18 protein-coding genes and 1 tRNA gene are annotated in these 20,506 nt (G+C 70.0%); 7 read left to right on the top strand and 12 right to left on the bottom strand.

Annotated elements, in window-relative coordinates; translation table 11 throughout:
• Positions 1-74 precede the first annotated feature (74 nt).
• From OG510_RS18275 to OG510_RS18255, 5 genes are all read right to left on the bottom strand, one after another.
• A complete protein-coding gene (locus OG510_RS18275) occupies positions 75-1,538 on the bottom strand; it encodes a peptidoglycan D,D-transpeptidase FtsI family protein (RefSeq protein ID WP_406138083.1) in 1,464 nt (487 codons plus the stop codon).
• The gene (locus tag OG510_RS18270; protein WP_406138082.1) at positions 1,535-2,944 is read right to left on the bottom strand and encodes an FtsW/RodA/SpoVE family cell cycle protein; all 1,410 of its coding nucleotides are present in this window, start codon (positions 2,942-2,944) and stop codon (positions 1,535-1,537) included. The genes OG510_RS18275 and OG510_RS18270 overlap by 4 nt, the downstream gene beginning before the upstream one ends.
• 24 nt (positions 2,945-2,968) lie before the next feature.
• Positions 2,969-4,480 carry a Stp1/IreP family PP2C-type Ser/Thr phosphatase gene (locus OG510_RS18265; RefSeq protein WP_406138080.1) on the bottom strand — a complete coding sequence of 504 codons (1,512 nt, stop codon included), beginning with the start codon at positions 4,478-4,480 and terminating at the stop codon, positions 2,969-2,971.
• A gap of 130 nt (positions 4,481-4,610) precedes the next feature.
• A complete protein-coding gene (locus OG510_RS18260; protein ID WP_406138079.1) occupies positions 4,611-5,129 on the bottom strand; it encodes an FHA domain-containing protein in 519 nt (172 codons plus the stop codon).
• Positions 5,130-5,139: 10 nt separating this feature from the next.
• Complete coding sequence (locus OG510_RS18255; protein ID WP_406138077.1) at positions 5,140-5,967, bottom strand: FhaA domain-containing protein; 828 nt, start codon at positions 5,965-5,967, stop codon at positions 5,140-5,142.
• A 325-nt stretch (positions 5,968-6,292) separates the two neighbouring features.
• On the opposite strand from OG510_RS18255, the gene OG510_RS18250 reads away from it, so the two are divergent.
• Positions 6,293-6,378 (top strand) — tRNA-Leu (locus OG510_RS18250).
• A 154-nt stretch (positions 6,379-6,532) separates the two neighbouring features.
• On the opposite strand, the gene OG510_RS18245 is transcribed toward OG510_RS18250, so the two are convergent.
• Together OG510_RS18245 and OG510_RS18240 are read right to left on the bottom strand one after the other, a co-directional pair.
• Positions 6,533-8,890 (bottom strand): DHA2 family efflux MFS transporter permease subunit, encoded by a 2,358-nt coding sequence (locus OG510_RS18245; protein ID WP_406138075.1) that lies wholly within the window; start codon positions 8,888-8,890, stop codon positions 6,533-6,535.
• A gap of 10 nt (positions 8,891-8,900) precedes the next feature.
• Positions 8,901-9,512: a TetR/AcrR family transcriptional regulator gene (locus OG510_RS18240; protein WP_406138074.1), complete on the bottom strand. Its 612-nt coding sequence runs from the start codon at positions 9,510-9,512 to the stop codon at positions 8,901-8,903.
• A gap of 169 nt (positions 9,513-9,681) precedes the next feature.
• Here OG510_RS18240 and OG510_RS18235 point away from each other — a divergent pair, with 169 nt between their 5' ends.
• Positions 9,682-10,041, top strand: coding sequence for an ArsR/SmtB family transcription factor (locus OG510_RS18235; protein ID WP_406138073.1), 360 nt, complete (start codon positions 9,682-9,684; stop codon positions 10,039-10,041).
• Positions 10,025-12,703 (top strand): magnesium-translocating P-type ATPase, encoded by a 2,679-nt coding sequence (gene mgtA / locus OG510_RS18230; RefSeq protein WP_406138072.1) that lies wholly within the window; start codon positions 10,025-10,027, stop codon positions 12,701-12,703. Before OG510_RS18235 ends, mgtA begins: the two co-directional genes overlap by 17 nt.
• Before the next feature lie 39 nt (positions 12,704-12,742).
• Here the strand turns inward: mgtA and OG510_RS18225 are convergent, their stop codons facing one another.
• Positions 12,743-14,446, bottom strand: a complete 1,704-nt coding sequence (locus OG510_RS18225; protein WP_406138070.1) for an LCP family protein — start codon at positions 14,444-14,446, stop codon at positions 12,743-12,745.
• Between the two features lie 146 nt (positions 14,447-14,592).
• Between OG510_RS18225 and tatA the strand changes: the two genes are divergently transcribed.
• Positions 14,593-14,889: a Sec-independent protein translocase subunit TatA gene (gene tatA, locus OG510_RS18220; protein WP_406142445.1), complete on the top strand. Its 297-nt coding sequence runs from the start codon at positions 14,593-14,595 to the stop codon at positions 14,887-14,889.
• 186 nt (positions 14,890-15,075) lie between these two features.
• Here the strand turns inward: tatA and OG510_RS18215 are convergent, their stop codons facing one another.
• Complete coding sequence (locus OG510_RS18215; protein WP_406138069.1) at positions 15,076-16,008, bottom strand: M56 family metallopeptidase; 933 nt, start codon at positions 16,006-16,008, stop codon at positions 15,076-15,078.
• Positions 16,009-16,011: 3 nt separating this feature from the next.
• Positions 16,012-16,470, bottom strand: a complete 459-nt coding sequence (locus tag OG510_RS18210; protein ID WP_406138068.1) for a BlaI/MecI/CopY family transcriptional regulator — start codon at positions 16,468-16,470, stop codon at positions 16,012-16,014.
• A gap of 171 nt (positions 16,471-16,641) precedes the next feature.
• Between OG510_RS18210 and OG510_RS18205 the strand changes: the two genes are divergently transcribed.
• The gene (locus OG510_RS18205) at positions 16,642-17,217 is read left to right on the top strand and encodes a TerD family protein (protein ID WP_164263466.1); all 576 of its coding nucleotides are present in this window, start codon (positions 16,642-16,644) and stop codon (positions 17,215-17,217) included.
• A gap of 109 nt (positions 17,218-17,326) precedes the next feature.
• Here OG510_RS18205 and OG510_RS18200 read toward each other — a convergent pair whose 3' ends face one another.
• Positions 17,327-17,941, bottom strand: a complete 615-nt coding sequence (locus OG510_RS18200; RefSeq protein WP_406138067.1) for an FMN-dependent NADH-azoreductase — start codon at positions 17,939-17,941, stop codon at positions 17,327-17,329.
• A gap of 122 nt (positions 17,942-18,063) precedes the next feature.
• Between OG510_RS18200 and OG510_RS18195 the strand changes: the two genes are divergently transcribed.
• Positions 18,064-18,411 (top strand): winged helix-turn-helix transcriptional regulator, encoded by a 348-nt coding sequence (locus OG510_RS18195; RefSeq protein ID WP_406138066.1) that lies wholly within the window; start codon positions 18,064-18,066, stop codon positions 18,409-18,411.
• Between the two features lie 142 nt (positions 18,412-18,553).
• Here the strand turns inward: OG510_RS18195 and OG510_RS18190 are convergent, their stop codons facing one another.
• Positions 18,554-18,997 carry a MarR family winged helix-turn-helix transcriptional regulator gene (locus OG510_RS18190; protein WP_406138065.1) on the bottom strand — a complete coding sequence of 148 codons (444 nt, stop codon included), beginning with the start codon at positions 18,995-18,997 and terminating at the stop codon, positions 18,554-18,556.
• A 101-nt stretch (positions 18,998-19,098) separates the two neighbouring features.
• Here OG510_RS18190 and OG510_RS18185 point away from each other — a divergent pair, with 101 nt between their 5' ends.
• Positions 19,099-20,295 (top strand): hypothetical protein, encoded by a 1,197-nt coding sequence (locus tag OG510_RS18185; RefSeq protein WP_406138064.1) that lies wholly within the window; start codon positions 19,099-19,101, stop codon positions 20,293-20,295.
• The last annotated feature ends 211 nt before the right edge of the window (positions 20,296-20,506 follow it).

Below are 20,506 nucleotides of genomic sequence, written 5' to 3'. Positions count from 1 at the left end.
GATGATCAGCCCACGACCGTCAGCTGATATCGGACCGGTATCGCGCAGGTGCCGTGTGCCTTCCGTCACGATCATCACTTCTTGCTGTTGATGACGGCGGCCATGACGTCCTTGGCGATCGGAGCGGCGAGACCGCCACCGGAGATGTCCTGGCGGGAGGCATCGGAGTCCTCGACGACGACGGCCACGGCGACCGGCGAACCCTGAGCGGTCTTCGCGTACGAGATGAACCAGGCGTAGGGGTTACCGCTGTTGTTGACACCGTTCTGCGCGGTACCGGTCTTGCCGCCGACGGTGACGCCGGGGATCTTCGCGTTCCCGCCGGTGCCGTTCTCGACCACTCCCTCCATCATCTTCTGCACCATCTGCGCGTGCTCCTTGGACAGGGGCTCGCTCTGCTTCTCCGGGTCGGTCTTGGCGACGGTGTCCAGATTGGGAGCGGTGAGACGGTCGACCATGTACGGCTTCATCAGCGTGCCGTCGTTGGCCACGGCGGAGGCGACCATCGCCATCTGCAGCGGGGTGGCCGAGGTGTTGAACTGGCCGATCGAGGAGAGCGCGGTCTGCGCCTTGTCCATGTCCTTGGAGAAGACACTGGCGTTGGAGCGGGTGGGCGTGAACTGCTCGCTGTTGAAGCCGAACTTCTCCGCCTCGGCACGCATCTTGTCGTCACCGAGGTCGGCGCCGATCTTGCCGAACACCGTGTTGCAGGAGACTTCCAGGGCCTTCACCAGCGTGGCGTTCTTGCAGGGCAGATTGCCCTCGTTGGGCAGGTCGTGGGTGGAGAGCGGCAGCCGCCAGGGCAGCGGGGACCTGGTCGGGGTGTCGACGCTGTCGTACAGGCCGTTCTCCAGGGCTGCCGACGCGGTGACCACCTTGAAGGCGGAACCGGGCGGATACGTCTGGCGCAGCGCCCGGTTGAGCAGCGGCTCGTTCTTGTCGTCCTTGAGCTTGGTGTAGTTCTTCGAGTCCGTGGTCGTGGAGTTGCCCGCGAACGTCGAGGGGTCGTACGAGGGCGTCGAGGCCATGGCGAGGATCGCGCCGGTCTTCGGGTCGAGGGCGGCCACCGCGCCCTTCTTCTTGCCGAGCCCTTCGTAGGCGGCCTTCTGGGCGTCGGCGTTCAGCGTGGTGACGACGTTGCCGCCCTGCTTCTTCTCACCCGTGAACATGGAGAGCGTCCGGTCGAAGAAGAGCCGGTCGTCGTTCCCGGTCAGGATGGAGTCGTTGAGGTTCTCCAGCTGCGTCGCGCCGAACGCCTGCGAGGCGTACCCGGTGACGGGCGCCCACATGGGGCCGTCCTTCCAGGTGCGCTTGTACTTGAAGTCGCTGCCCTGGGTCTCCGTCGAGCCGGTGACGGCCTTGCCGTCGACGATGATGTCGCCGCGCTGGTGGGCGTAGCGCTCGATCTCGATGCGGCGGTTCTCGGTACGGGCGTTGAGGCTGTCGGCCTTGACGTACTGGATCCAGTTGTCGCGCAGCAGCAGGGCGACGATGAGGAGACCACAGAAGATCGCGATCCGGCGCAGTGGCTTGTTCACGGTCGGACCACCTGGGTCATCTCGGCGTCGGGGGACGGGGCGGGGGACGGAGCGGGGCGGCGCGCGGTGTCGCTGATCCGGATCAGGATCCCGATCAGGGCCCAGTTGGCGAGAACGGATGAACCGCCGTAGGCGATGAACGGCATGGTCATACCGGTCAGCGGGATGAGACCCATGACACCGCCGGCCACGACGAAGACCTGGATGGCGAAGGCGCTGGAGAGACCGACGGCGAGGAGCTTGCCGAACGGGTCGCGGGCGGCCAGCGCGGTCCGCACGCCGCGCTCGACGATCAGACCGTAGAGCAGCAGGACGGCCATCATTCCGGCCAGGCCGAGCTCTTCGCCGACGGTGGCGAAGATGAAGTCGGAGTTGGCCGCGAAGCCGATCAGGTCCGAGTGGCCCTGGCCGAGGCCGGTGCCGAGCGTTCCGCCCGATCCGAAGGCCATCAGGGACTGTGCCACCTGATCGCTCTGTGCCAGCGTCGCCTTGGAGAACGGCGCGAGCCACGCATCCACGCGCTCCTGGACATGCGGTTCGAACGTGGCCACGCCGACCGCGCCGACGGCGGACATGATCAGGCCGAACACGATCCAGCTGGTGCGCTCCGTCGCGACGTACAGCATGACGACGAAGAGGCCGAAGAACAGCAGCGAGGTCCCGAGGTCCGTCTCGAAGACCAGGATGAGGATCGACATGGCCCAGATGACCAGGATCGGCCCGAGGTCACGGCCGCGCGGCAGATACAGGCCCATGAACCGGCGGCTGGCCAGGGCCAGGGCGTCGCGTTTCACCATGAGATAGCCGGAGAAGAAGATCGCGATGACGATCTTGGCGAACTCACCGGGCTGGATGGTGAAGGAGCCGAGGCTGATCCAGATCTTGGCGCCGTTCACCGCAGGGAAGAACATCGGCAGGATCAGCAGGACCAGCGCCACCACCATGGAGATGTAGGTGTAGCGCTGCAGAATGCGGTGGTCCTTGAGGAAGACGAGGACCGCGACGAACAGGGCGACACCCAGCGCCGAGTACAGCAGCTGCTTGGGCGCGTCGGGGCTGAAGCCGCCGAACGCCAGCTTGGCCCGCTGGATCAGCCTGGGTGACTGGTCCAGGCGCCAGATGAGAGCCAGCCCGATGCCGTTCAGCAAGGTGGCCAGCGGCAGCAGCAGCGGATCGGCGTACGGCGCGAACTTGCGCACCACGATGTGGCCGACCGCCGCGAGCAGCGAGAGGCCCGTTCCGTAGCCGAGGATGCCCGACGGCAGCGAACTGTTGATCGCGAGGCCCACATTGGCGTACGCGAACACCGAGATGGCGACGGCGAATACGAGCATCAGGAGCTCGGTGTTGCGACGGCTCGGTGCTTCGATCGCGCCGATGGTGGTCGTGTTGGTGACAACGCTCATGGTGGTGAAAGGCCCCCTACGGCTCTACTGCTTACCGCACAGCGGGACCAGCTTCTGCTCATCCTCCGAGAGGCTGGGGCCGGGCGTGGGTGTGGCGCTGGGCTTGGGCTTGGTGGTGGTCCCGGTCCTGGTGGTGGTCCCACTGCTGGTGGAGGAGAGCGTGCTCGCACTGCCGGTGGTCTTGCCCGTGTCCGGCTTCGCCTTGTTCTCTTCCTCGACCTTGCGGCGCTCGGCGTCCTTCTTGCAGACACCGGCCTGCTCGGCCAGTTCACTGATCTTGCGCTTGGCCTCGCTGAGGCTGCCTTCGGTGATCGTCGCGTCGACCTGCTTGCGCTGGTACGGCGGGAGGTACTTGAGTTCGATCTCGGGGTGGTCGGTCTCGACCTTCGAGAGCGAGACCCAGGCGAGGTCCTGGCTGATGCCCTGGTACAGCGCGACGTTCTGTTTGTTGGACCCGACGTAGTACTGGGTCTGGGTCCAGCGGTACCCGCCGTAGAGCCCGCCCGCGATGACGGCGAGGGCGAGCACGACGAAGAGCGACCGCTTGATCCACCTGCGGCCGCCGGACGGCTTGATGAAGTCCTCGTCGCTGTACGCGTCGAACGCTCCGTCGGGTGCCGCGCCGTATCCGTCGCCGCTTCCGGGCGGGCCGAAGCCGCCGGGCGCGGGCGGCGGCACCTGGCGGCCGAGGCCGGAGGCCCGGCCCGCCGGGGTCTGCATGGCCCCGCCGTCGTGCTGCGCCGCCTGGTTCTCGGCGACCGCGCCCACGACCACCGGGGTGTCGTTGAGCTGCGCGGCCAGGGTGTCGTTGGAGTCGACGTCGAGGACGTCGGCCACGATGCAGGTGATGTTGTCCGGGCCACCGCCGCGCAGGGCGAGCTGGATCAGCTCCTGGATCGTCTCCTGCGGGCCCTGGTAGCTGGCGAGGGTCTCTTCCATCGTCTGGTGCGAGACGACGCCGGAGAGCCCGTCGGAACAGATCATGTAGCGGTCGCCTGCCCGCACCTCCCGGATGGAGAGGTCGGGCTCGACGTGCTCGCCACTGCCCAGCGCGCGCATCAGCAAGGAGCGCTGCGGGTGGGTGGTGGCCTCTTCCTCGGTGATACGGCCCTCGTCGACGAGGCGCTGCACCCAGGTGTGGTCCTGGGTGATCTGCGTCAGGACACCGTCCCGCAGCAGATAGGCGCGGGAGTCGCCGACATGCACGAGGCCCAGGCGCTGACCGGTCCAGAGGAGGGCGGTGAGCGTGGTGCCCATGCCTTCGAGCTGGGGGTCCTCCTCGACCATCATGCGGAGCTGGTCGTTGGCCCGCTGTACGGCCGTGCCGAGCGAGGTCAGGATGTCGGAACCGGGGACGTCGTCGTCGAGGGTGACGAGCGTGGAGATGACCTCGGAGCTGGCGACCTCGCCGGCGGCCTGGCCGCCCATTCCGTCGGCGATGGCGAGGAGCCGCGGTCCGGCGTAACCGGAGTCCTCGTTCCCCTCGCGGATCATGCCCTTGTGCGATCCGGCGGCGAAGCGCAGGGACAGACTCATGCGCACCTCGCCTGTCGGCTCCGGGTACAACCGGTCTCGAGCCACACTGCCCACCCTCCGGTCGGGAGCGCGCCCCGGCCCGTTGCCGGAACCGCTGCGGCTCGCTCGCTCCGCTCGCTCATTGTCGTGACTACTTCCGCAGCTCGATGACGGTCTTGCCGATGCGGATCGGTGCGCCCAGCGGGATCGGTGTCGGGGTGGTCAGCCGGGTCCGGTCGAGATACGTGCCGTTGGTGGACCCGAGATCCTCGACGATCCACTGGCCGTCCCGGTCGGGGTAGATCCTGGCATGCCTGCTCGACGCGTAGTCGTCGTCCAGCACGATTGTTGAATCATGTGCCCGGCCGAGGGTGACGGTCTGGCCCTGGAGGGCGACCGTGGTGCCCGTGAGGCTGCCCTCGGACACGACGAGTTTGCTCGGTGCGCCCCGGCGCTGGCGGCCGGCCGCCGCCTGCTGACGCTGTTGCGGCGGCGCGGCGGCCTGCCGCGCGGTCTGCGGAGGGCGGGCGTCCGCGTTGCGGCGTGAGCCGCGCTGCGTGACGCGCGTTCCGAACAGATCGCTGCGGATGACCTGGACGGCCACGATCACGAACAGCCACAGAACAGCTAGGAAACCTAGCCGCATGACCGTCAGGGTCAGCTCTGACATTGCCCCCGCTTCACCCTTCGGCTTGCCGGTAAACGATGGTGGAATTGCCCACGACGATCCGCGAGCCGTCGCGGAGCGTAGCGCGGGTGGTGTGCTGTCCGTCTACCACGATGCCGTTGGTGGACCCGAGATCCTGGATCGTCGAGGGGGAACCGGCGCGGATCTCACAGTGCCGGCGGGATACACCGGGGTCGTCGATACGCACGTCGGCTTCGGTGCTGCGGCCGAGCACCAGGGTGGCGCGGGAGATCTGGTGGCGGGTGCCGTTGACCTCGATCCAGCGCCGCGTCTGGGTGCTCGGCATGGGTCCCGGAGCGGGCGCACGGCCGGCTGCCGGGCGGTTCCCTCCGGGCGGAGGTGCGCTGGGCATGGGCGGAGCCGCGGCCGGCGGGTAGCCGTAGCCGGCGTTCCGCTGAGGGGCCTGAGGTGCGGCGGGGCCGCGGTCGGCGCCCTGCTGGCTGGTGCTCGACGCGAGGGTGCGGCTGCGGACGCGGTAGAGACCGGTGTCCAGGTCCTCCGCCTTCTCCAGATGGACCTTGATCGGCCCCATGAAGGCGTACCGCTGCTGTTTCGCGTAGTCCCGCACCAGTCCGGAGAGTTCGTCGCCGAGCTGTCCCGAGTACGGGCTGAGGCGCTCGTAGTCCGGTGTGCTCAGTTCGACGATGAAGTCGTTGGGGACGACGGTCCGCTCGCGGTTCCAGATCGTCGCGTTGTTGTCGCACTCGCGCTGGAGCGCGCCGGCGATCTCGACGGGCTGGACCTCGGACTTGAACACCTTCGCGAAGGTGCCGTTGACCAGACCTTCGAGACGCTGCTCGAACTTCTTCATGACTCCCATGAGGCACCTCCTCCGACGTTGGCGTCCTGGTACTGCTTACTGATCGTATCCACGCACGGGGAAATCGGCTGGTTCCCCTTGTTCCCCCTGTGGATAAGTGTCACCTCTCACACGGATCGTAGAGGTGGCTCCTGAACAGTGTCCCGCACTCGGCGTGCACTGAGGAGGAGTGGGGGGACGAGGTCCCGGTTCCGGACGGGCGCCGGTCGTTCCCGCCGGTCGCCCGCCGGAGAACGGATGTGAATCCACCCTGTCCAGCGTGCTAATCTTCGGATGTCGCCAGGCGCTCGCACAAACCAGTGAGAGAGTCTCGGAAACACCACTTGCGCGAGTGGCGGAACGGCAGACGCGCTGGCTTCAGGTGCCAGTGTCCTTAGGGACGTGGGGGTTCAAATCCCCCCTCGCGCACCATCATCGGACACCGGTGAAGGTGTTCAGTATCACGGTGGAAGGGCCCGCATCATCTCGATGATGCGGGCCCTTCTTCCGTTGCCTCATGCCCCCGAGCTCTCATGTCCCGGGTCCTGGGCGGCCGCACGGTGTTGGTGCGGCCGCCCAGGACGGTTCAGTCCGAGTGCCCCAGCAGTACGTCGAAGCCGTTCCCGGCGTCCGACGGGACTGTGATCTGTGACGCAGCGGGCGGGTAGCCCGCGGCGATCAGCGTGTAGTCGAGGCCGGTGAGACCCGTGAAGGTGTAGACGCCGTCCGGGCCCGTGGTGTGCCGGGCGACGACGTTGCCCGCCGTGTCGAGCAGGGTGACCAGGGCGTCGTCCACCGGCTCGCCCTGCGGCCCCTTCACCGTGCCCCGGACCGTCGCCGCCGCCGTGAGGGAGGCGTCGTGCCGGGTGGGTGCGGAGCCCGTCACCGTGACCAGGGCGGCGTAGGGCTGGTGGCCCTCGGCTCCGGCGGTGAAGGTGTACGCGGCCGGCGGCAGCGCGGGCAGGCGGTAGCCGCCGTCCGCGGCCGACATGGCCGAGTCGACCACGCTGCCTTCCGCGTCGGTCACGACGAGCAGCGCGCCTTCGATGGGCCCGGCCGTTCCGCTGACGGTGCCGAAGAGCCCGCCGGTGCCCGCGAGCCGGACGTTGTGCTCGACGGGCTCGGTGCCCAGGACGAGTTCGCTGATCTCGGGCTTGCGGTCGGGCGCCGAAGCGACCAGGACGTACCTGCCGTACGGGGCGGACAGCGCGTACGAGCCGTCCGGGCCGGGAACCGCGCGGGCCACCTGGCGGCCGGCCTGGTCGATGAGGGTCACCGCCGATGCCACCGGGGCGTCGAAATCACCCAGCACCCGTCCGCGTACGCCGGTCCGCAGCGGTTCCGCGGCCGGTGCCGCGGCCGGGAGTTCCGCGGTCGGCTGCTCCTGCGGGGCCGCCGTGGTGAGGTCGTCGGGCGCCCCGGGGGTGTGCGCGTCGGCCGGTTCCGGCGCCGGCCCCGCTGCCAGCGGACGGCCCTTGCGGTAAAGGAAGACCGCGATCAGGAAGCCGATCGCGAACAGCCCGGCCGCCCACCAGTAGACGATGGCGTAGCTGTGCACGGCGGCCTGGGCGAGAGCCGGCTTGGAGGTGCCGTGGTCCTTCACGTAGTCGCCGGCCGCGGTGGTCGCCATGGTGGAGAACAGCGCGGTGCCGATGGAACCGCCCACCTGCTGCATGGTGTTGACCGTCGCGGACGCGACGCCCTGGTCGGCGGGTGCGACGCCGAGGGTCGCCAGCGACATGGCAGGGGGCATCACCATGCCGATGCCGGCGCCGATCAGCAGCAGCGGCGGCAGGATGTCCGCGCTGTAGTTGCTGGACAGGTCGATCCTGGTCAGCCAGGCCAGGCCGCCCGCGGCGAACAGGGTGCCGATGGGCACCATGACCTTGGGGCCGATTTTCGGCATGAGCAGGTTGATGGAGAGCTGTGCCAGCAGCATCAGCATGAGGATCATCGGCAGGAAGGCGAGCCCGGTCTTCACCGGTGTGTAGCCGAGGATCTGCTGGAGGTAGTAGGTCAGGAAGAGGAAGATCCCGAACATTCCGGCGCCGGTGGCGAACACCATCAGGTACGAGGCGCTGCGGTTGCGGTCGGCGAAGACCCGCAGCGGCAGCAAGGGGTGCGCGGCCCTGGTCTGCCAGCCGATGAAGGCCAGCAGCAGTACGACACCGCCCGCGAGGAAGCCCCAGCACATCGGGTCGCTCCAGGTGTACGTCTCCGCGTTGGAGAACCCGAAGACGATGCAGAAGAGCCCGCTGGAGACCAGCAGGGTGCCCAGCAGGTCGAGCTTGGGACGCTGGGCGGGCGCGGGCCTGCGGATGAACAGCAGCGCCCCGGCCACCGCGAGTACGGCGATGACGAGGTTGACGTACAGCGTCCAGCGCCAGTTCAGGTGCTCGGTGAGCACCCCGCCGAGCAGCAGCCCCACCGCGCCGCCGGAACCGGCGATCGCCCCGAACACCCCGAAGGCACGGCCGCGTTCCTTCGGATCGGTGAAGGTCGTCGTCAGCAGGGAGAGCGCCGACGGCGCGAGCATCGCGCCGAACGCGCCCTGGAGCGCACGCCCCACGACCAGCAGGGTGAACCCGCCCGCGGCTCCGGCCAGTGCGGAGGAGGCGGCGAAACCGATCAGCCCGATGAGCAGGGTGGTCTTGCGGCCGAAGAGGTCGGCCAGCCGTCCGCCGAGCAGCAGCAGACTGCCGAAGGCCAGTGAGTAGGCGGTGACGACCCACTGCCGGTCGTCGTTGGAGAATCCCAGGTCCTGCTGGGCCGACGGCAGTGCGATGTTCACGATGGTGGCGTCCAGCACGACCATCAGCTGGGCGAGGCCGATGACCACGAGGGCCCACCAGCGGTGCGCCGGGGGCGGCGATGCCGAGGGGGCCGGTGGTGCGGCGGGCGGCGATATGGTGCCGACGGCCGCGTCGGCGGGTGCGGAACTCATCATGTACTCCTCAGGTGGTATCTGTGGCGCTGCCGTCGGTCCCCCGGAGCAACACGGGGAGGGCGACGGCGTCGACGTAGCGGCGCAGGTAGTCGGCGTCGGGCTCGCGCTGTTCGAAGACCAGCCGGGCGAAGCCCGCGCCCTGGATGAGGTGGGGGAAGAAGTCGAGGGCCGGATTGGCCGGATCGACCTCTCCGCGTGCGATGGCGCGGTCCACGATGCCGCGGGCTGCCTCCAGGTCGGGCCGCACCAGTGTCTCGTGCATCGCCTCCGCGAGTGCGGAGTCCTGCCGGACGGCCAGGGCGATGCCGCGCATCAGGGCATGGTCCTTCCTGGCTCTCCCGATGCGGGATGTCATCTCGTACAGGTCTCCCCGCAGGGAGCCGGTGTCGATGCCGGACAGGGTGAACGGCTTGCCGTGCCGCAGCGCTTCCGACACCAGCCGGGGCTTGCCCTGCCAGCGCCGGTACAGCGTGGCCTTGCTGCACTGGGAGCGCTGCGCCACGGCGTCGAGGCGGGCGGCTTCGTAACCGACCTCGCGGATCAGGTCCAGGGTGGCGGTGAAGATCTCCGCCTCCCGCTCGGGCGACAGCCGGGTTCTTCGGGACTCGGGCTGAGGCATGACACTCCAGTAAAACGAAACAGTTTCGTACCGATAAGCTAGGCGGCCCGACATCCGAACGCAAATGGGCCACGCTGCCACGAGCCAGGCCGACCCGAACGAAGGACCCTAGAATGGTGCGGTCCGGCAGATGGCCCGGCGGATGGTCCAGCGGTGGGGGGAAGGCGAAGTGGCGGCAGGCGTCGAGAGATTCCCGGATCCCTCCGCGGAGGTGCTCGCCGAAGCGGCCGCCGCGTTCGGTCTGCTCGCCTCGTCGGCCCGGCTGCACATCGTATGGGCGCTGGCGCAGGGCGAGAGCGATGTGAGCGGCCTGGCCGAGCGGGTCGGCGGCGCGCTCCCCGCGGTGAGCCAGCATCTGACGAAACTCAAACTGGCCGGCCTGGTCCGTTCCCGGCGGGAGGGGCGGCGGCAGGTGTATTTCGTCGACGATCCCGATGTCGTGACCGTCGTACGGCTGGTGGTCGGCCAGCTGGCCGACCGTGCCGACGGCGGGTCTTCCGCGGGCCACCTCCGTGGGACAGGCACCTGAGGCCGCCGCGGCCCCGGAGCCCGGTCCCCGGGTCTCCGTACGGGCCGTGCGGGCGGCTGACGACGCTCATCCGGCAGGCGGCGCCGCACCGGACCTGGGTGAGCTGACCTCGCTCCAGGTGCTGCGCGCCCTGGACAGCGGTCCGCGCGGGCTGACGGACGCGGTGGCCGACGCACGGCTGCGGCAGTTCGGCGAGAACACGCTGCCCGCACGGCGGCCCGTCCCCTGGCTCGTACGGTTCCTGCGCAGCGTCCGGGACCCCTTCACCGCCGTGCTGCTCTGCCTCGGGGTGGTCTCGTCGCTGGTCGCGGCGTGGGGCACCGCCTCGGTGATCATCGCGCTCGTGGTGGTGAGCTGTGTGCTGCGCTCCCTGGGCGAGCACCGCGCCGACCGCTCGATGGGCGCGCTGCGCGAGCTGGTGGCCAGTACGGCGACGGTGCTGCGACGGTCGGCGGACGACGCGGTTCCGGTGACCCGTGAGGTTCCGGTCGACCAGTTGGTGCCCGGCGATGTGGTCCGGCTCGGGCCGGGCGATCTGGTGCCGGCCGACGTACGGCTGCTGCGGGCCGTCGGGCTGAGCGTCAACCAGGCGGTGCTCACCGGGGAGTCGGCCGCGGTCGCCAAGTCGGCAGCAGACGTTCCCGTACCGGCGTCAGACGACACCGGATTCGACCGCGCGCATCTCTGTTTCCAGGGCAGCAGTGTGGCCGCGGGCAGCGGCAGCGCCGTCGTGGTGGCGACCGGGGCGCTGACGCGGTTCGCCGCCGGGCACGGGGCGGCGGTTCCGCGCGGGCCGAGCGCCTTCGACCGGTCGGTGCACGGCATTTCGTGGATCCTCATCCGGTTCATGCTGCTCACCCCGCCGCTGGTGCTGATGGCGAACGCCGCGCTGCGCGGGCGGGGCCTTGAGACGCTGCCGTTCGCCGTCGCGGTGGCGGTCGGCCTGACGCCCGAGATGCTCCCGGTGATCGTCACCAGCTGTCTGGCGCGCGGCGCCTCGCTGCTCGCCCGCCACCACGGGGTGATCGTCAAACGGCTGCCGGCGCTGCACGATCTGGGCGCGGTGGATGTGCTCTGCCTGGACAAGACGGGGACGCTCACCCAGGACCTGCCCGTGGTCGACCGGGCGCTGGGCGCGGACGGCGCGGACGACCGCGATGTCCTGCACTGGGCCGCGGTCAACGCCTGGTGGACCCTTCAGCTGGCCGATCTGCCCGCCCCCGACCCGCTCGACGAGGCGCTGCTCGGCGCGTCGGACGGTGAGGAGTTCCTGCCGTACGAGGGGATCGCCGCGCTGCCCTTCGACCCGGTGCGGCGCATGGCGACCGCCGTCGTACGCCGCCCCGGCCGGCTGGGCGTCGACACCCTCGTGGTGAAGGGCGCCGTCGAGAACGTGCTGGAACGCTGCGCGCTCGACGGCGCGGAGCGGGAGCGGCTGCTCGCGGCGGCCGGGGAGCATGTACGCGGCGGGACCAGGCTGCTGGCCGTCGCCACCGCCGAGCGCCCGGCGCGCAAGCGGGCTTACACCACCGCCGACGAGCGCGGCCTCACCTTCCGCGGCTTCGTGACCCTGCGCGACGCGCTGGTGCCGAGCGCCGCGGACGCGCTGCCCGCGCTCGCCGCGATGGGGGTGACGGTGAAGGTCGTCACGGGCGACCACCCCGGTACCGCCGCCCGTGCCTGCCAGGAGCTGGGGCTCGATCCCGGCACCGTGCTCACCGCCGGTGACGTGGACGCCCTCACGGACGGCCAACTGGCCTCGGCGGCACGTGAAACGGCCGTCTTCGCCCGCTGCACCCCCGAGCACAAGGCCCGGATCGTCCGCGCGCTCCGGGCCGACGGCCGGGTCTGCGGATTCCTCGGCGACGGGGTCAACGACCTGCCCGCCCTGTACGCGGCGGACGTCGGGATCTGCCCGCGCGACGCGGTCGACGTGGCGCGGGAGGGCGCGGACGTGGTGCTCGCCGAGCACGCGAAGGACCTGTCGGCCGTCGAACACGCGCTGCGGGCCGGACGCCACAGCAGCGGCAACATCGCGACGTATCTGCGCATCACGCTCTCGTCCAACCTCGGCAATGTCATCGCGATGCTCGCCGCCGGGCTGCTGCTGCCCTTCCTGCCGATGCTTCCGGCCCAGGTGCTGGTGCAGAACCTCTGCTTCGACGGGGCGCAGCTCGCGTTCGCCTACGACCGGCCGGCCCCCGGCGTGCTGAGCCGCCCCGCAACGCTGCGGTCGCGCGACTTCCTCCGGTTCATCACCGGCTTCGGCGCGCTCAACGCGGTCGCCGACCTCGCGACGTTCGGGGTGCTGGCGCTCGCCGTGCACGGCCCCGGGGGCCCGGACAGCGAGACGGTGTTCCACTCCGGCTGGTTCGTGGAGAACCTGCTGACGCAGGCGCTGGTGATGCTTCTGCTGCGCCGGGGGGACGGGACGAGCCCGGTCCGCTGGGCGGCGGCCGCTCTCGCCGCCGTCGGACTGCTGCTCCCGCTCTCACCGCTGGGGCCGCCGCTGGGCATGGCGCCGCTGCCCGGCCTCTACTACCCGCTGCTCCTGGTGGTGCTCGGCCTGTACGCGGTGGGGCTCGCGGCGGCCAGGCGGCGGTACGACAGGCGGCGGTGCGACAGTCGGCGGTGCGACAGCCTCCGCCCGCAGGCGAGTTGACGCTTCCGGGGGCGGTCACTCCGTACGGCCGGGGGCGCTTCAGCCGTAGGACACGTTGCTGCACGGCCCTTCGTCACCGGAGCGGGCGCCCGACGCCACCGACGAGGGGAGCGAGGAGGGCGACGAACCGGCCGGCGACGACCCCGGCGCCGGGGTGCTGTCCGGTGTCGCCGATGGGTTGTCGGCGTAGACCTGGCCCAGCGTCACGGTGATGCCGGCGGCTGCCCCTTCCTGGAGGGTCGCCCCCGCGAAGAGCCGCGCCACGGTCTCGGCGCCGGTGCGCTGCCCGGGCCCGTAGGTGATGACGGTGGACGTGTGGTTCTGGGCGGGGGCCGTCGCCGTGCCGGTCACGGTGAAACCGTGGTCCCCGAGGGTCTGGGCCGCGTGGGCGGCGAGGCCCGTGACCGTGGTGCCGTTCTGGACGCCGACGGCGATCCCGGCACCGGACACGGGTCCTGCGGGGGCCTGCTTCGACGAGGAGGACGAGGGGCTGGACGAGGAACCGGGGGACGGGGCGCTGCCGTTCTTGTGGTCCTTGCCGCTGGCGTCCTTGCCGTCGATCGTCCGGTCGGCCCGCAGATCGGACCAGAGGGCGCTCGCGGCCGGTTCGACTATGGCGACGCGCGCGCCCTGGTAACGCCAGGGAATGGTGACGAACTTGGTGTTGTGCAGATCGATGTTCTTCAGCGACATCACGAAGGAGAGCAGCTTGTCGGCGGACGACAGCCCCGGATCGACGGTGAGCGAGTGGGTGGCGGCGTCGGCGAGCGGCAGCAGTTTGGTGGGGGTGAACCCGTCGTCCTTCACCTTCTTGATCAAGGAGGAGACGAATGCCTGCTGGCGTTTGATCCGCCCGATGTCGGAGCCGTCGCCGATTCCGTGCCTGATGCGTACGTAGTCGAGCGCCTTCTGCCCGGACACGCTCTGCTCGCCCTTGGCGAAGAGGAGCTTGCCGCGGGTGGTGCGGTTCGGGTCGAGGTCCTGCTGGTAGATGTTCTGCGGCAGACACACCTGGACGCCGCCGACGACGCCGGTCAGCTTGGAGAAGCCCTCGAAGTCGACGACGACGGTGTGGTCGATGCGCATACCGGTGAGCTTCTCCACCGTGTTCTGGGTGCAGGCGGGGTTGCCCTTGGCGGTCTGTCCGACGGAGTAGGCCGCGTTGAACATCGTGTGGGGCTGCGGCTTGGTCCAGCCGCCGTCGGGCAGCTTGCAGGACGGGATGGTGACGAGGGTGTCGCGGGGGATGGAGACGGCGATCGCGTGTTTGTGGTCGGCGTAGATGTGCAGGACGAACGCCGTGTCGGAGCGGCCCACGTCGTTCTTGTCGCCGCCGCCCAGCGCACTGTTGCCGCCGGTACGCGCGTCCGAGCCGATCACGAGCACGTTCTGGCCCTTGGTGGCGGCCGCGGGGCGGTCCGCCGAGATTCCGTCCGAGCTGAAGGAGTTGATGTTTCCGTTCAGCCGGAGGTAGACCCATCCGGCGCCCGCGGTGGCCAGCACCAGCAGCGCCACGGCTATGGCGAGCAGGAGGCGGGCGCGGCCGCGTTTCTGGCGCTTGCGGCGCGCGGGCCCGCGGTCCGTGGCATGGGTGCCCTGCTGGCGGCGGTGGGGTGGTGTGCCGTGGCCCGTTCCGTGGCCGGGGTGGCCCCGGGTGCTGCTCCTGTCGCCGTTCTTCCTCCCCCGGGTCGCGGGCCGGGGGATCCGCTCGTTGCCGCGTGTCGTCCGATCGCTCGTTTTCATCTGCGCGCTCTCATCCGTCCGTCCGTACAAGAGGGGACGAACGGCCCCACCCCATGGTTGTACAGTTGCGCAATGTAGCAAGCTTTTCTGGAGAGGTTTCCGGCGGTACAGGCCGCCGGACCGACGAGAAGAAGGGTGGGGTGGAGATGCTCCGCAACGTTCTTGAGCCCTGGCACCTGCTCATCGTGGTGATCGTGGTCATGGTGATGTTCGGATCGAAGAAGCTGCCCGACACCGCCCGTGCGCTGGGCAAATCGATGCGCATTCTCAAGAGCGAGGCGAAGGCGATGAAGGACGACGGGGCTGTCACGCCGGCGTCCTCCTCGGCTTCTCCGGTGCCTTCGGCGGCTTCTCCGGCGTCCTCTGCGTCCACGGGGTCGGCGGCGTCTCCGGTTTCCCCGGGAGCCCAGGCGCCTCAGGCACCCCAGCCGGGCCAGTCGTAGGCGCTCGCGTCGGGCGTAGGTACAACTGCGCGCGCCGGAGCCGGCGGTGCTGTGCGGCCCGGTGGGGTGCGGACAGTGCTGTGCCAGCGGTGCTGTCCGGGCGGTGGCGTGCGGCCCGGTGACGTGCGGACAGTGCTGTGCCGGCGGTGCTGTGCCGGCGGTGCTGTCCGGGCGGTGGGTCCGTGGCTACAGCGGTGTTGCCGCTTCCAGTACGAGGAACAGCGCGCAGGCCGCATTCAGGGCCGACAGGGTCGACGCGGCGGTCCCCGCTGCCGCGATCAGAGTGGCGGCCCCGGCCGCTGTCAGGGCGGGCGGCCGGCCATTGACGGCGGGCGGCGGTGCCAGCAGGGCCGCCACCCGGCGCGGGACCGGCCCCGCTTCGGCGAACGCGGCCAGGCCGGGCGCGGTGGCCCGCCGGGAGACGAGCGCGGCCCGGCCGACGGCGTGGGCCGTCATCCTGCGGTCGCCGGTGGCCTGTGCGGCCTCCTCGTCGGCCCAGCGCTCGGTGCTGTAGGCGACGGCGGCCCGCAGCGGGCGCAGCAGCGGGTTGGCACAGCCTGCCAACTGCGCCGCGAGCAGCAGCCGGTGGTGCCTGCCCCGCAGATGTGAGCGCTCGTGGGCGAGCAGCGCACCGCGTTCCCGCGCGCCGAGCGAGGAGAACATGCCGGTCGAGAGCACGATGCGGCCGGGTGATCCGGGCAGCGCGTACGCGTACGGGGCGTCGTCGGGCAGGACCGCGACCTCCGCCGCCGTGGGCAGCAGGGCCAGCGTCCGGTGGGCGCAGGTCCGGAAGCGGATGTGGCGGTACAGCGTGAGCGCCCAGCCGGCCGCCACGCAGGTGAGCGCCGCGATGGCCGCCCGGCCGGCCACCTCGTCGTAGGGGACGGCGGCGCGTACCTCGGGGTCGGACCAGCTGTCCGGCAGTGGATTGCCGGGCAGCTGGGCCGTCCCGACGACCATCAGCAGACCGAGGCAGAGCGTGCTGCACGCCGCGAGGATGACTGTCACGGCGGTGAGCAGACGGGCGGCGTGCCGGGGATGCAGATGCTGTTCGGCGAGGCGGGCGACGGGCAGCGCGGTGAGCGGCAGGATCAGCGGCAGGAAGACGAAGACGCCCATCGGTCAGCGCTCCGCTTCGTCCGGCGGAGGCTCGCCTCGCGTGTTCTCGTGCGGTGCGCTCTCGTCGTGGTGGGGAGCCTCGTTCAGGAGTGAGCGCAGCAGGTGCTCGTCGTCGAGGGAGAGCGCGGACACGAAGCTGGAGAGCACCGCGTCCCGGTTCTGCTGCTTGTCGAGCAACTGCCGCATCCGCAGTGCCGCGAGACCCGATTCGTCCGCCACCGGCTGCCACAAGATGGGGCGCCCCGAACTGCTGCGGGTGACGGCCTTCTTCTCGTACAGCCGGGTCAGGATGGTGATGACGGTCGTGTAGGCGAGGCCCCCGCCGAGCCGTTCCTGTACCCAGGCGGCTGTGACCGGCTCGTCCGCCGTGCCCAGGACGGCCAGCACCTGGGCCTCCAGCTCGCCCTGGCCCCGTCTGCGTACGCGCGGTCGCGGAGCCCGGTCGCCCTTGTCGCCGCCCATGCCGCGGACTCCTTCCCTCTTCCCCCGGCGCCTCCCGGGCGCAGGGGCATCGTATCCAGCGGCGTCACAGGACTCGCGACATGATTTCTACAGTGTTGTAGATTTCAATGGGCCGTACGGAACAACCGGGGCGCCCCGCGCCCGTCCGCTGGATTCGAGAAGGGAAGCAATATGGGTGTGAGCCTCGCCAAGGGCGGCAACGTCTCGCTGAGCAAGGAGGCGCCCGGCCTCACCGCCGTGCTGATCGGCCTCGGCTGGGACGTCCGTACGACGACGGGCGCTGATTACGACCTGGATGCCAGCGCACTGCTGTGCAACGACTCCGGGAAGGTCGTGTCCGACCGGCACTTCGTCTTCTACAACAACCTGACCAGCCCCGACGGCTCCGTCGAGCACACCGGCGACAATCTCACCGGCGAGGGGGAGGGCGACGACGAGTCCATCAAGATCGACCTGGCCGCGGTGCCCGCCGATGTCACCAAGATCGTGTTTCCGGTGTCGATCCATGAGGCGCAGGAGCGTGGCCAGAGCTTCGGTCAGGTCAGCAACGCGTTCATCCGCGTGATCAACCAGGCCGGCGGAGCGGAGATCGCCCGCTACGACCTGAGCGAGGACGCGTCGACGGAGACCGCGATGGTCTTCGGTGAGCTCTACCGCAATGGCGTGGAGTGGAAGTTCCGCGCGGTCGGCCAGGGCTACGCCTCCGGACTGGCGGGTATCGCCGCCGACTTCGGTGTCAGCGTCTGAGGACTGGCCCTCAGGACTGTGGGGCCGGGCTTCGAGGCCCGAGTTTCACGTGAAACCCCCGCGTCGGCCGATGTGAGCCGCGCGGGGGTTCTGTGTCTGCCGTGCTGGTTCAGGCGGCGAGGCGGGTGGCGAGTGCCTTGGCCTTCGACGCTGCCTCGTCCAGCGCCTTGGCGCGCGAGGTCTCGGCGAGCGGGACCAGGTCGGCCATGGCGGGCTGCGATGCGGCCAGGGTCAGCTCGGGGACGATGAAGTCGACCTCGGCGCCGAACATCCCCGTCAGCAGCTTCTCCAGGTAGTTCTGGACGAACTCGAAGCTCTCCCGGGGCGTCCCGGGAGCGTAGGAGCCGCCGCGGCTGGCCACGATCGTGAACGGCGTGCCGGCCAGCGGGCTCTCCGCGCCGCCACCGTTGTGACCCGCGATGATCGCGTGGTCGAGCCATGCCTTGAGGGTCGAGGGGATCGAGAAGTTGTACATCGGGGCGCCGATCAGCACGGCGTCCGCCTGGGCCAGCTCATTGGCCAGTTCGGCGCGGAGCGGGGACTCGGCGCCCGCGGCCGCGGCGGCGGCGTCGAGGTGCGGCACCGGGTCAGCGGCAAGGTCGCGGTAGACGACCACGCCCTCGGGGTGCTGCTCCCGCCAGGCGTTCACAAAGACGGAGGTGACGTCGCGGGAAGCGGAGCCCTGCGGGAAGACCGCGGAGTCGATGTGCAGAAGAGTGGCCATGTCGTTCTCCATGAAGCGTGAGGGGGGCGTGATACCCAAAACCATGTGTACCTATAAATAGCATAGTCCCTTACTTTTCCGCAGCTACTCACGGAGTGGCCCGCACTCAGTACTCTGAGGGCATGGCGGAACACAGCGAGCAGACGTGCAAACAGGTCGGCGGGGCGATCACGCGCGTCTTCGAGCTACTGGGCAAGCGCTGGACAGGGCTGATCGTGGCCGTCCTGATGCAGCAGTCCGTGTATTTCTCGGACCTCCGCCGGGCCATTCCCGGTATCAGCGAGCGGATGCTCTCCGACCGGCTGACCGAACTCGCGGCGGCGGGACTTCTCGTGCGCGAGGTGGACGAAGGGCCCCCGCTGCGCGTCTCGTACCGGCTGACCGAGGTGGGCCGGGCGCTCGGCCCCGCCCTCAAGGAGCTCGGACAGTGGGCGGAGATGTATCTCCCGGAGAGCGGCGGCCGCTGCTGACCGCCTTCTGTCGGTGCCGGTGCCGGTGCCGGTGCCGGTGCCGACGCCAATGCGGTGCCGGTGCCTGTGTCGATGCCAATGCGGTGCCGCTCGGCGTTCGGCGTTCGGCTCGGTCGGCGCAGCTCGCCCGGCTCGGCTCGGCTCAGCTCAACTCCGCTGAGTTGTAACGCAGTAGGTAGGTCGCGAAGCGGTCGAGGTCTTCTTCACTCCAGTCGGCCAGCCGGTCGCGGACGGCGGCCCGCCGGCTGCCCTGGGACGAGGCGAGTTTCTTCGTACCGGCTTCGGTGGGGTGGAGGACCTGCACCCGCTGGTCATCGGCGGCGGGGCGCCGCTCGACCAGGCCGAGTTTCTCCAGCACCGCGAGCTGACGGCTGACCGTCGATTTGTCCAGCATGTAATGGGCCGCGAGATCGGTCGCCCGGCAGCCCTGGCTGTCGTCGATGTGCGCGAGCAGGGTGTACGAGACCAGGGGCAGCTCGGGGTGCAGGCGAGCCGCTGTGGCGCGGGCGCGCCGGGCGAAGGCCGTCAGTTCGCGCTGAATGGTGTCGACGGACGCGTCGTGGTCCCGGTGGTCGTTGCCGGTCATGTTGTGCCCTCCTGGTTATTAGTTGTATAGTACAACTCGAATAGAAGGTTGTAAAAGCCAACTAGTGACTCCGAACGGCAGTCAAGCAGGAGAGGTGTCCGATGTCCGCAGGCCCCACGAACGGTGCCGTCAGTACGGGGGCTGCTCTGCGCCATGTCCTCGGCCATCTCGTCATGCCCCTGCTGATGTGCATCGGGATGGGGCTCGCGTACCTGGGAGCGTTCCACTCCCCGCAGCCGCATGAACTCCGGGTCGCGGTCGTCGGATCCGGGCCGAGCGCGCAGGTGCTGGCCCAGACGCTGCACGACAAGGCCGACGGCGCGCTCGATGTCCGTACCGTCCCGGACCGTGGCACCGCGGTCCAGCAGCTGAAGGACCAGGACGTGTACGGCGCCTTCGTGCCGGACCGTACGAGCCCCGAGCTGGTCGTCGCCTCCGCGTCGTCCGACACCACGGCCACCGCGGTCGAGAAGGTTTTCACGCAGGTCGCGTCCCAGCAGGGCGAACCGCTCAAGGTGACCGACGTGGCGCCGACGGCGAGCGGTGACCCGACCGGGCAGGGCATCTTCTTCCTGCTGGTCGCCCTGAGCATCGGCTCGTACGCCTCCGTCGCGGTGATCGGCGGGGCCGGTGCGGTGCTTCCGCTGCGGATCAGGGCCCTGCTGGCGCTCGGGACCTCCCTGGTGGTGAGCGCGATCGGTGCCGCCTTCGCCGGGCCGGTGTTCCATCTGGTCGACCACGGGCTCGGTGGGGTCTGGGCCATGGCGTGCATCTACTCTGCGGGCATCCTGCTCGTCGGCGTGGGGCTGCACACCTTCCTGAAGCGGTGGACGACGCTCGGCGTGATGGTGCTGTTCGTGATGCTCAACTTCACGAGTTCCGGCGGGATCTTCCGGCCCGAGCTGCAGCCCGGCTTCTTCGGCGCGCTGCACGCCTTCTGGAACGGCGCGGGCTTCGTGGAGGGCGTGCGCAGCCATGTGTACTTCGGTGGTCATGCCCTCGGCGGCAATGTGCTGGTCCTGGCGTTCTGGCTGCTGGCGGGTCTGATCGTGATGGGCGTCGCGGGGCTGGTCGAGGCGGGTCGCCGCAAGTCGGCCGTACGCGCCGCCGGTACGGGGGCCGCTCCCGCGGAGAGGTCGGTGTCGCCGGCCGGCCGGGAGGGGACCGGCGAAGAAACGGTTGCAGAGACTGCCGATGGGGCCGCCAACAAGCCTGCCCATGGGTCCGTCAACGGGTCCGCGGCCGAGCCCGCTGATGAGGCCACGGAGGAGGAGCTGGAAGAAGCGGTCGGCGTGTGAGGGCAGGCAGAGCGCCCGGCCTGCGCGCCGGGCGCGAGGCGCAGGTGTGTGCGCCCGGCAGCCGTGCGTGGCACTGGGCCGTGGCCGACTGCCCGTACCGCAGGCGGAGTTGACCACCCGGGTGACCCGGAAGCGGAGTTGACCACCCGGGTGACCCGGAAGGTAACGGGTACGCCCCCACCCTGCTACAGCCTCCGACGCGTCCCCGGGC

Source organism: Streptomyces sp. NBC_01089 (assembly GCF_045162975.1).
Lineage (GTDB): Bacteria > Actinomycetota > Actinomycetes > Streptomycetales > Streptomycetaceae > Streptomyces.
The sequence above is the reverse complement of the archived record's forward strand: the minus strand, read 5'-3'. Positions and strand labels throughout refer to the sequence as shown.

Bases quoted from the DNA above. Each gene is read 5' to 3' on its own strand.
- OG510_RS18270 (WP_406138082.1), bottom strand. From the start codon at position 2,944: ATGAGCGTTGTCACCAACACGACCACCATCGGCGCGATCGAAGCACCG.
- OG510_RS18265 (WP_406138080.1), bottom strand. From the start codon at position 4,480: ATGAGTCTGTCCCTGCGCTTCGCCGCCGGATCGCACAAGGGCATGATC.
- OG510_RS18260 (WP_406138079.1), bottom strand. From the start codon at position 5,129: ATGTCAGAGCTGACCCTGACGGTCATGCGGCTAGGTTTCCTAGCTGTT.
- OG510_RS18255 (WP_406138077.1), bottom strand. From the start codon at position 5,967: ATGGGAGTCATGAAGAAGTTCGAGCAGCGTCTCGAAGGTCTGGTCAAC.
- OG510_RS18245 (WP_406138075.1), bottom strand. From the start codon at position 8,890: ATGAGTTCCGCACCCGCCGACGCGGCCGTCGGCACCATATCGCCGCCC.
- OG510_RS18240 (WP_406138074.1), bottom strand. From the start codon at position 9,512: ATGCCTCAGCCCGAGTCCCGAAGAACCCGGCTGTCGCCCGAGCGGGAG.
- OG510_RS18225 (WP_406138070.1), bottom strand. From the start codon at position 14,446: ATGAAAACGAGCGATCGGACGACACGCGGCAACGAGCGGATCCCCCGG.
- tatA (WP_406142445.1), top strand. From the start codon at position 14,593: ATGCTCCGCAACGTTCTTGAGCCCTGGCACCTGCTCATCGTGGTGATC.
- OG510_RS18215 (WP_406138069.1), bottom strand. From the start codon at position 16,008: ATGGGCGTCTTCGTCTTCCTGCCGCTGATCCTGCCGCTCACCGCGCTG.
- OG510_RS18210 (WP_406138068.1), bottom strand. From the start codon at position 16,470: ATGGGCGGCGACAAGGGCGACCGGGCTCCGCGACCGCGCGTACGCAGA.
- OG510_RS18205 (WP_164263466.1), top strand. From the start codon at position 16,642: ATGGGTGTGAGCCTCGCCAAGGGCGGCAACGTCTCGCTGAGCAAGGAG.
- OG510_RS18200 (WP_406138067.1), bottom strand. From the start codon at position 17,941: ATGGCCACTCTTCTGCACATCGACTCCGCGGTCTTCCCGCAGGGCTCC.
- OG510_RS18195 (WP_406138066.1), top strand. From the start codon at position 18,064: ATGGCGGAACACAGCGAGCAGACGTGCAAACAGGTCGGCGGGGCGATC.
- OG510_RS18190 (WP_406138065.1), bottom strand. From the start codon at position 18,997: ATGACCGGCAACGACCACCGGGACCACGACGCGTCCGTCGACACCATT.
- OG510_RS18185 (WP_406138064.1), top strand. From the start codon at position 19,099: ATGTCCGCAGGCCCCACGAACGGTGCCGTCAGTACGGGGGCTGCTCTG.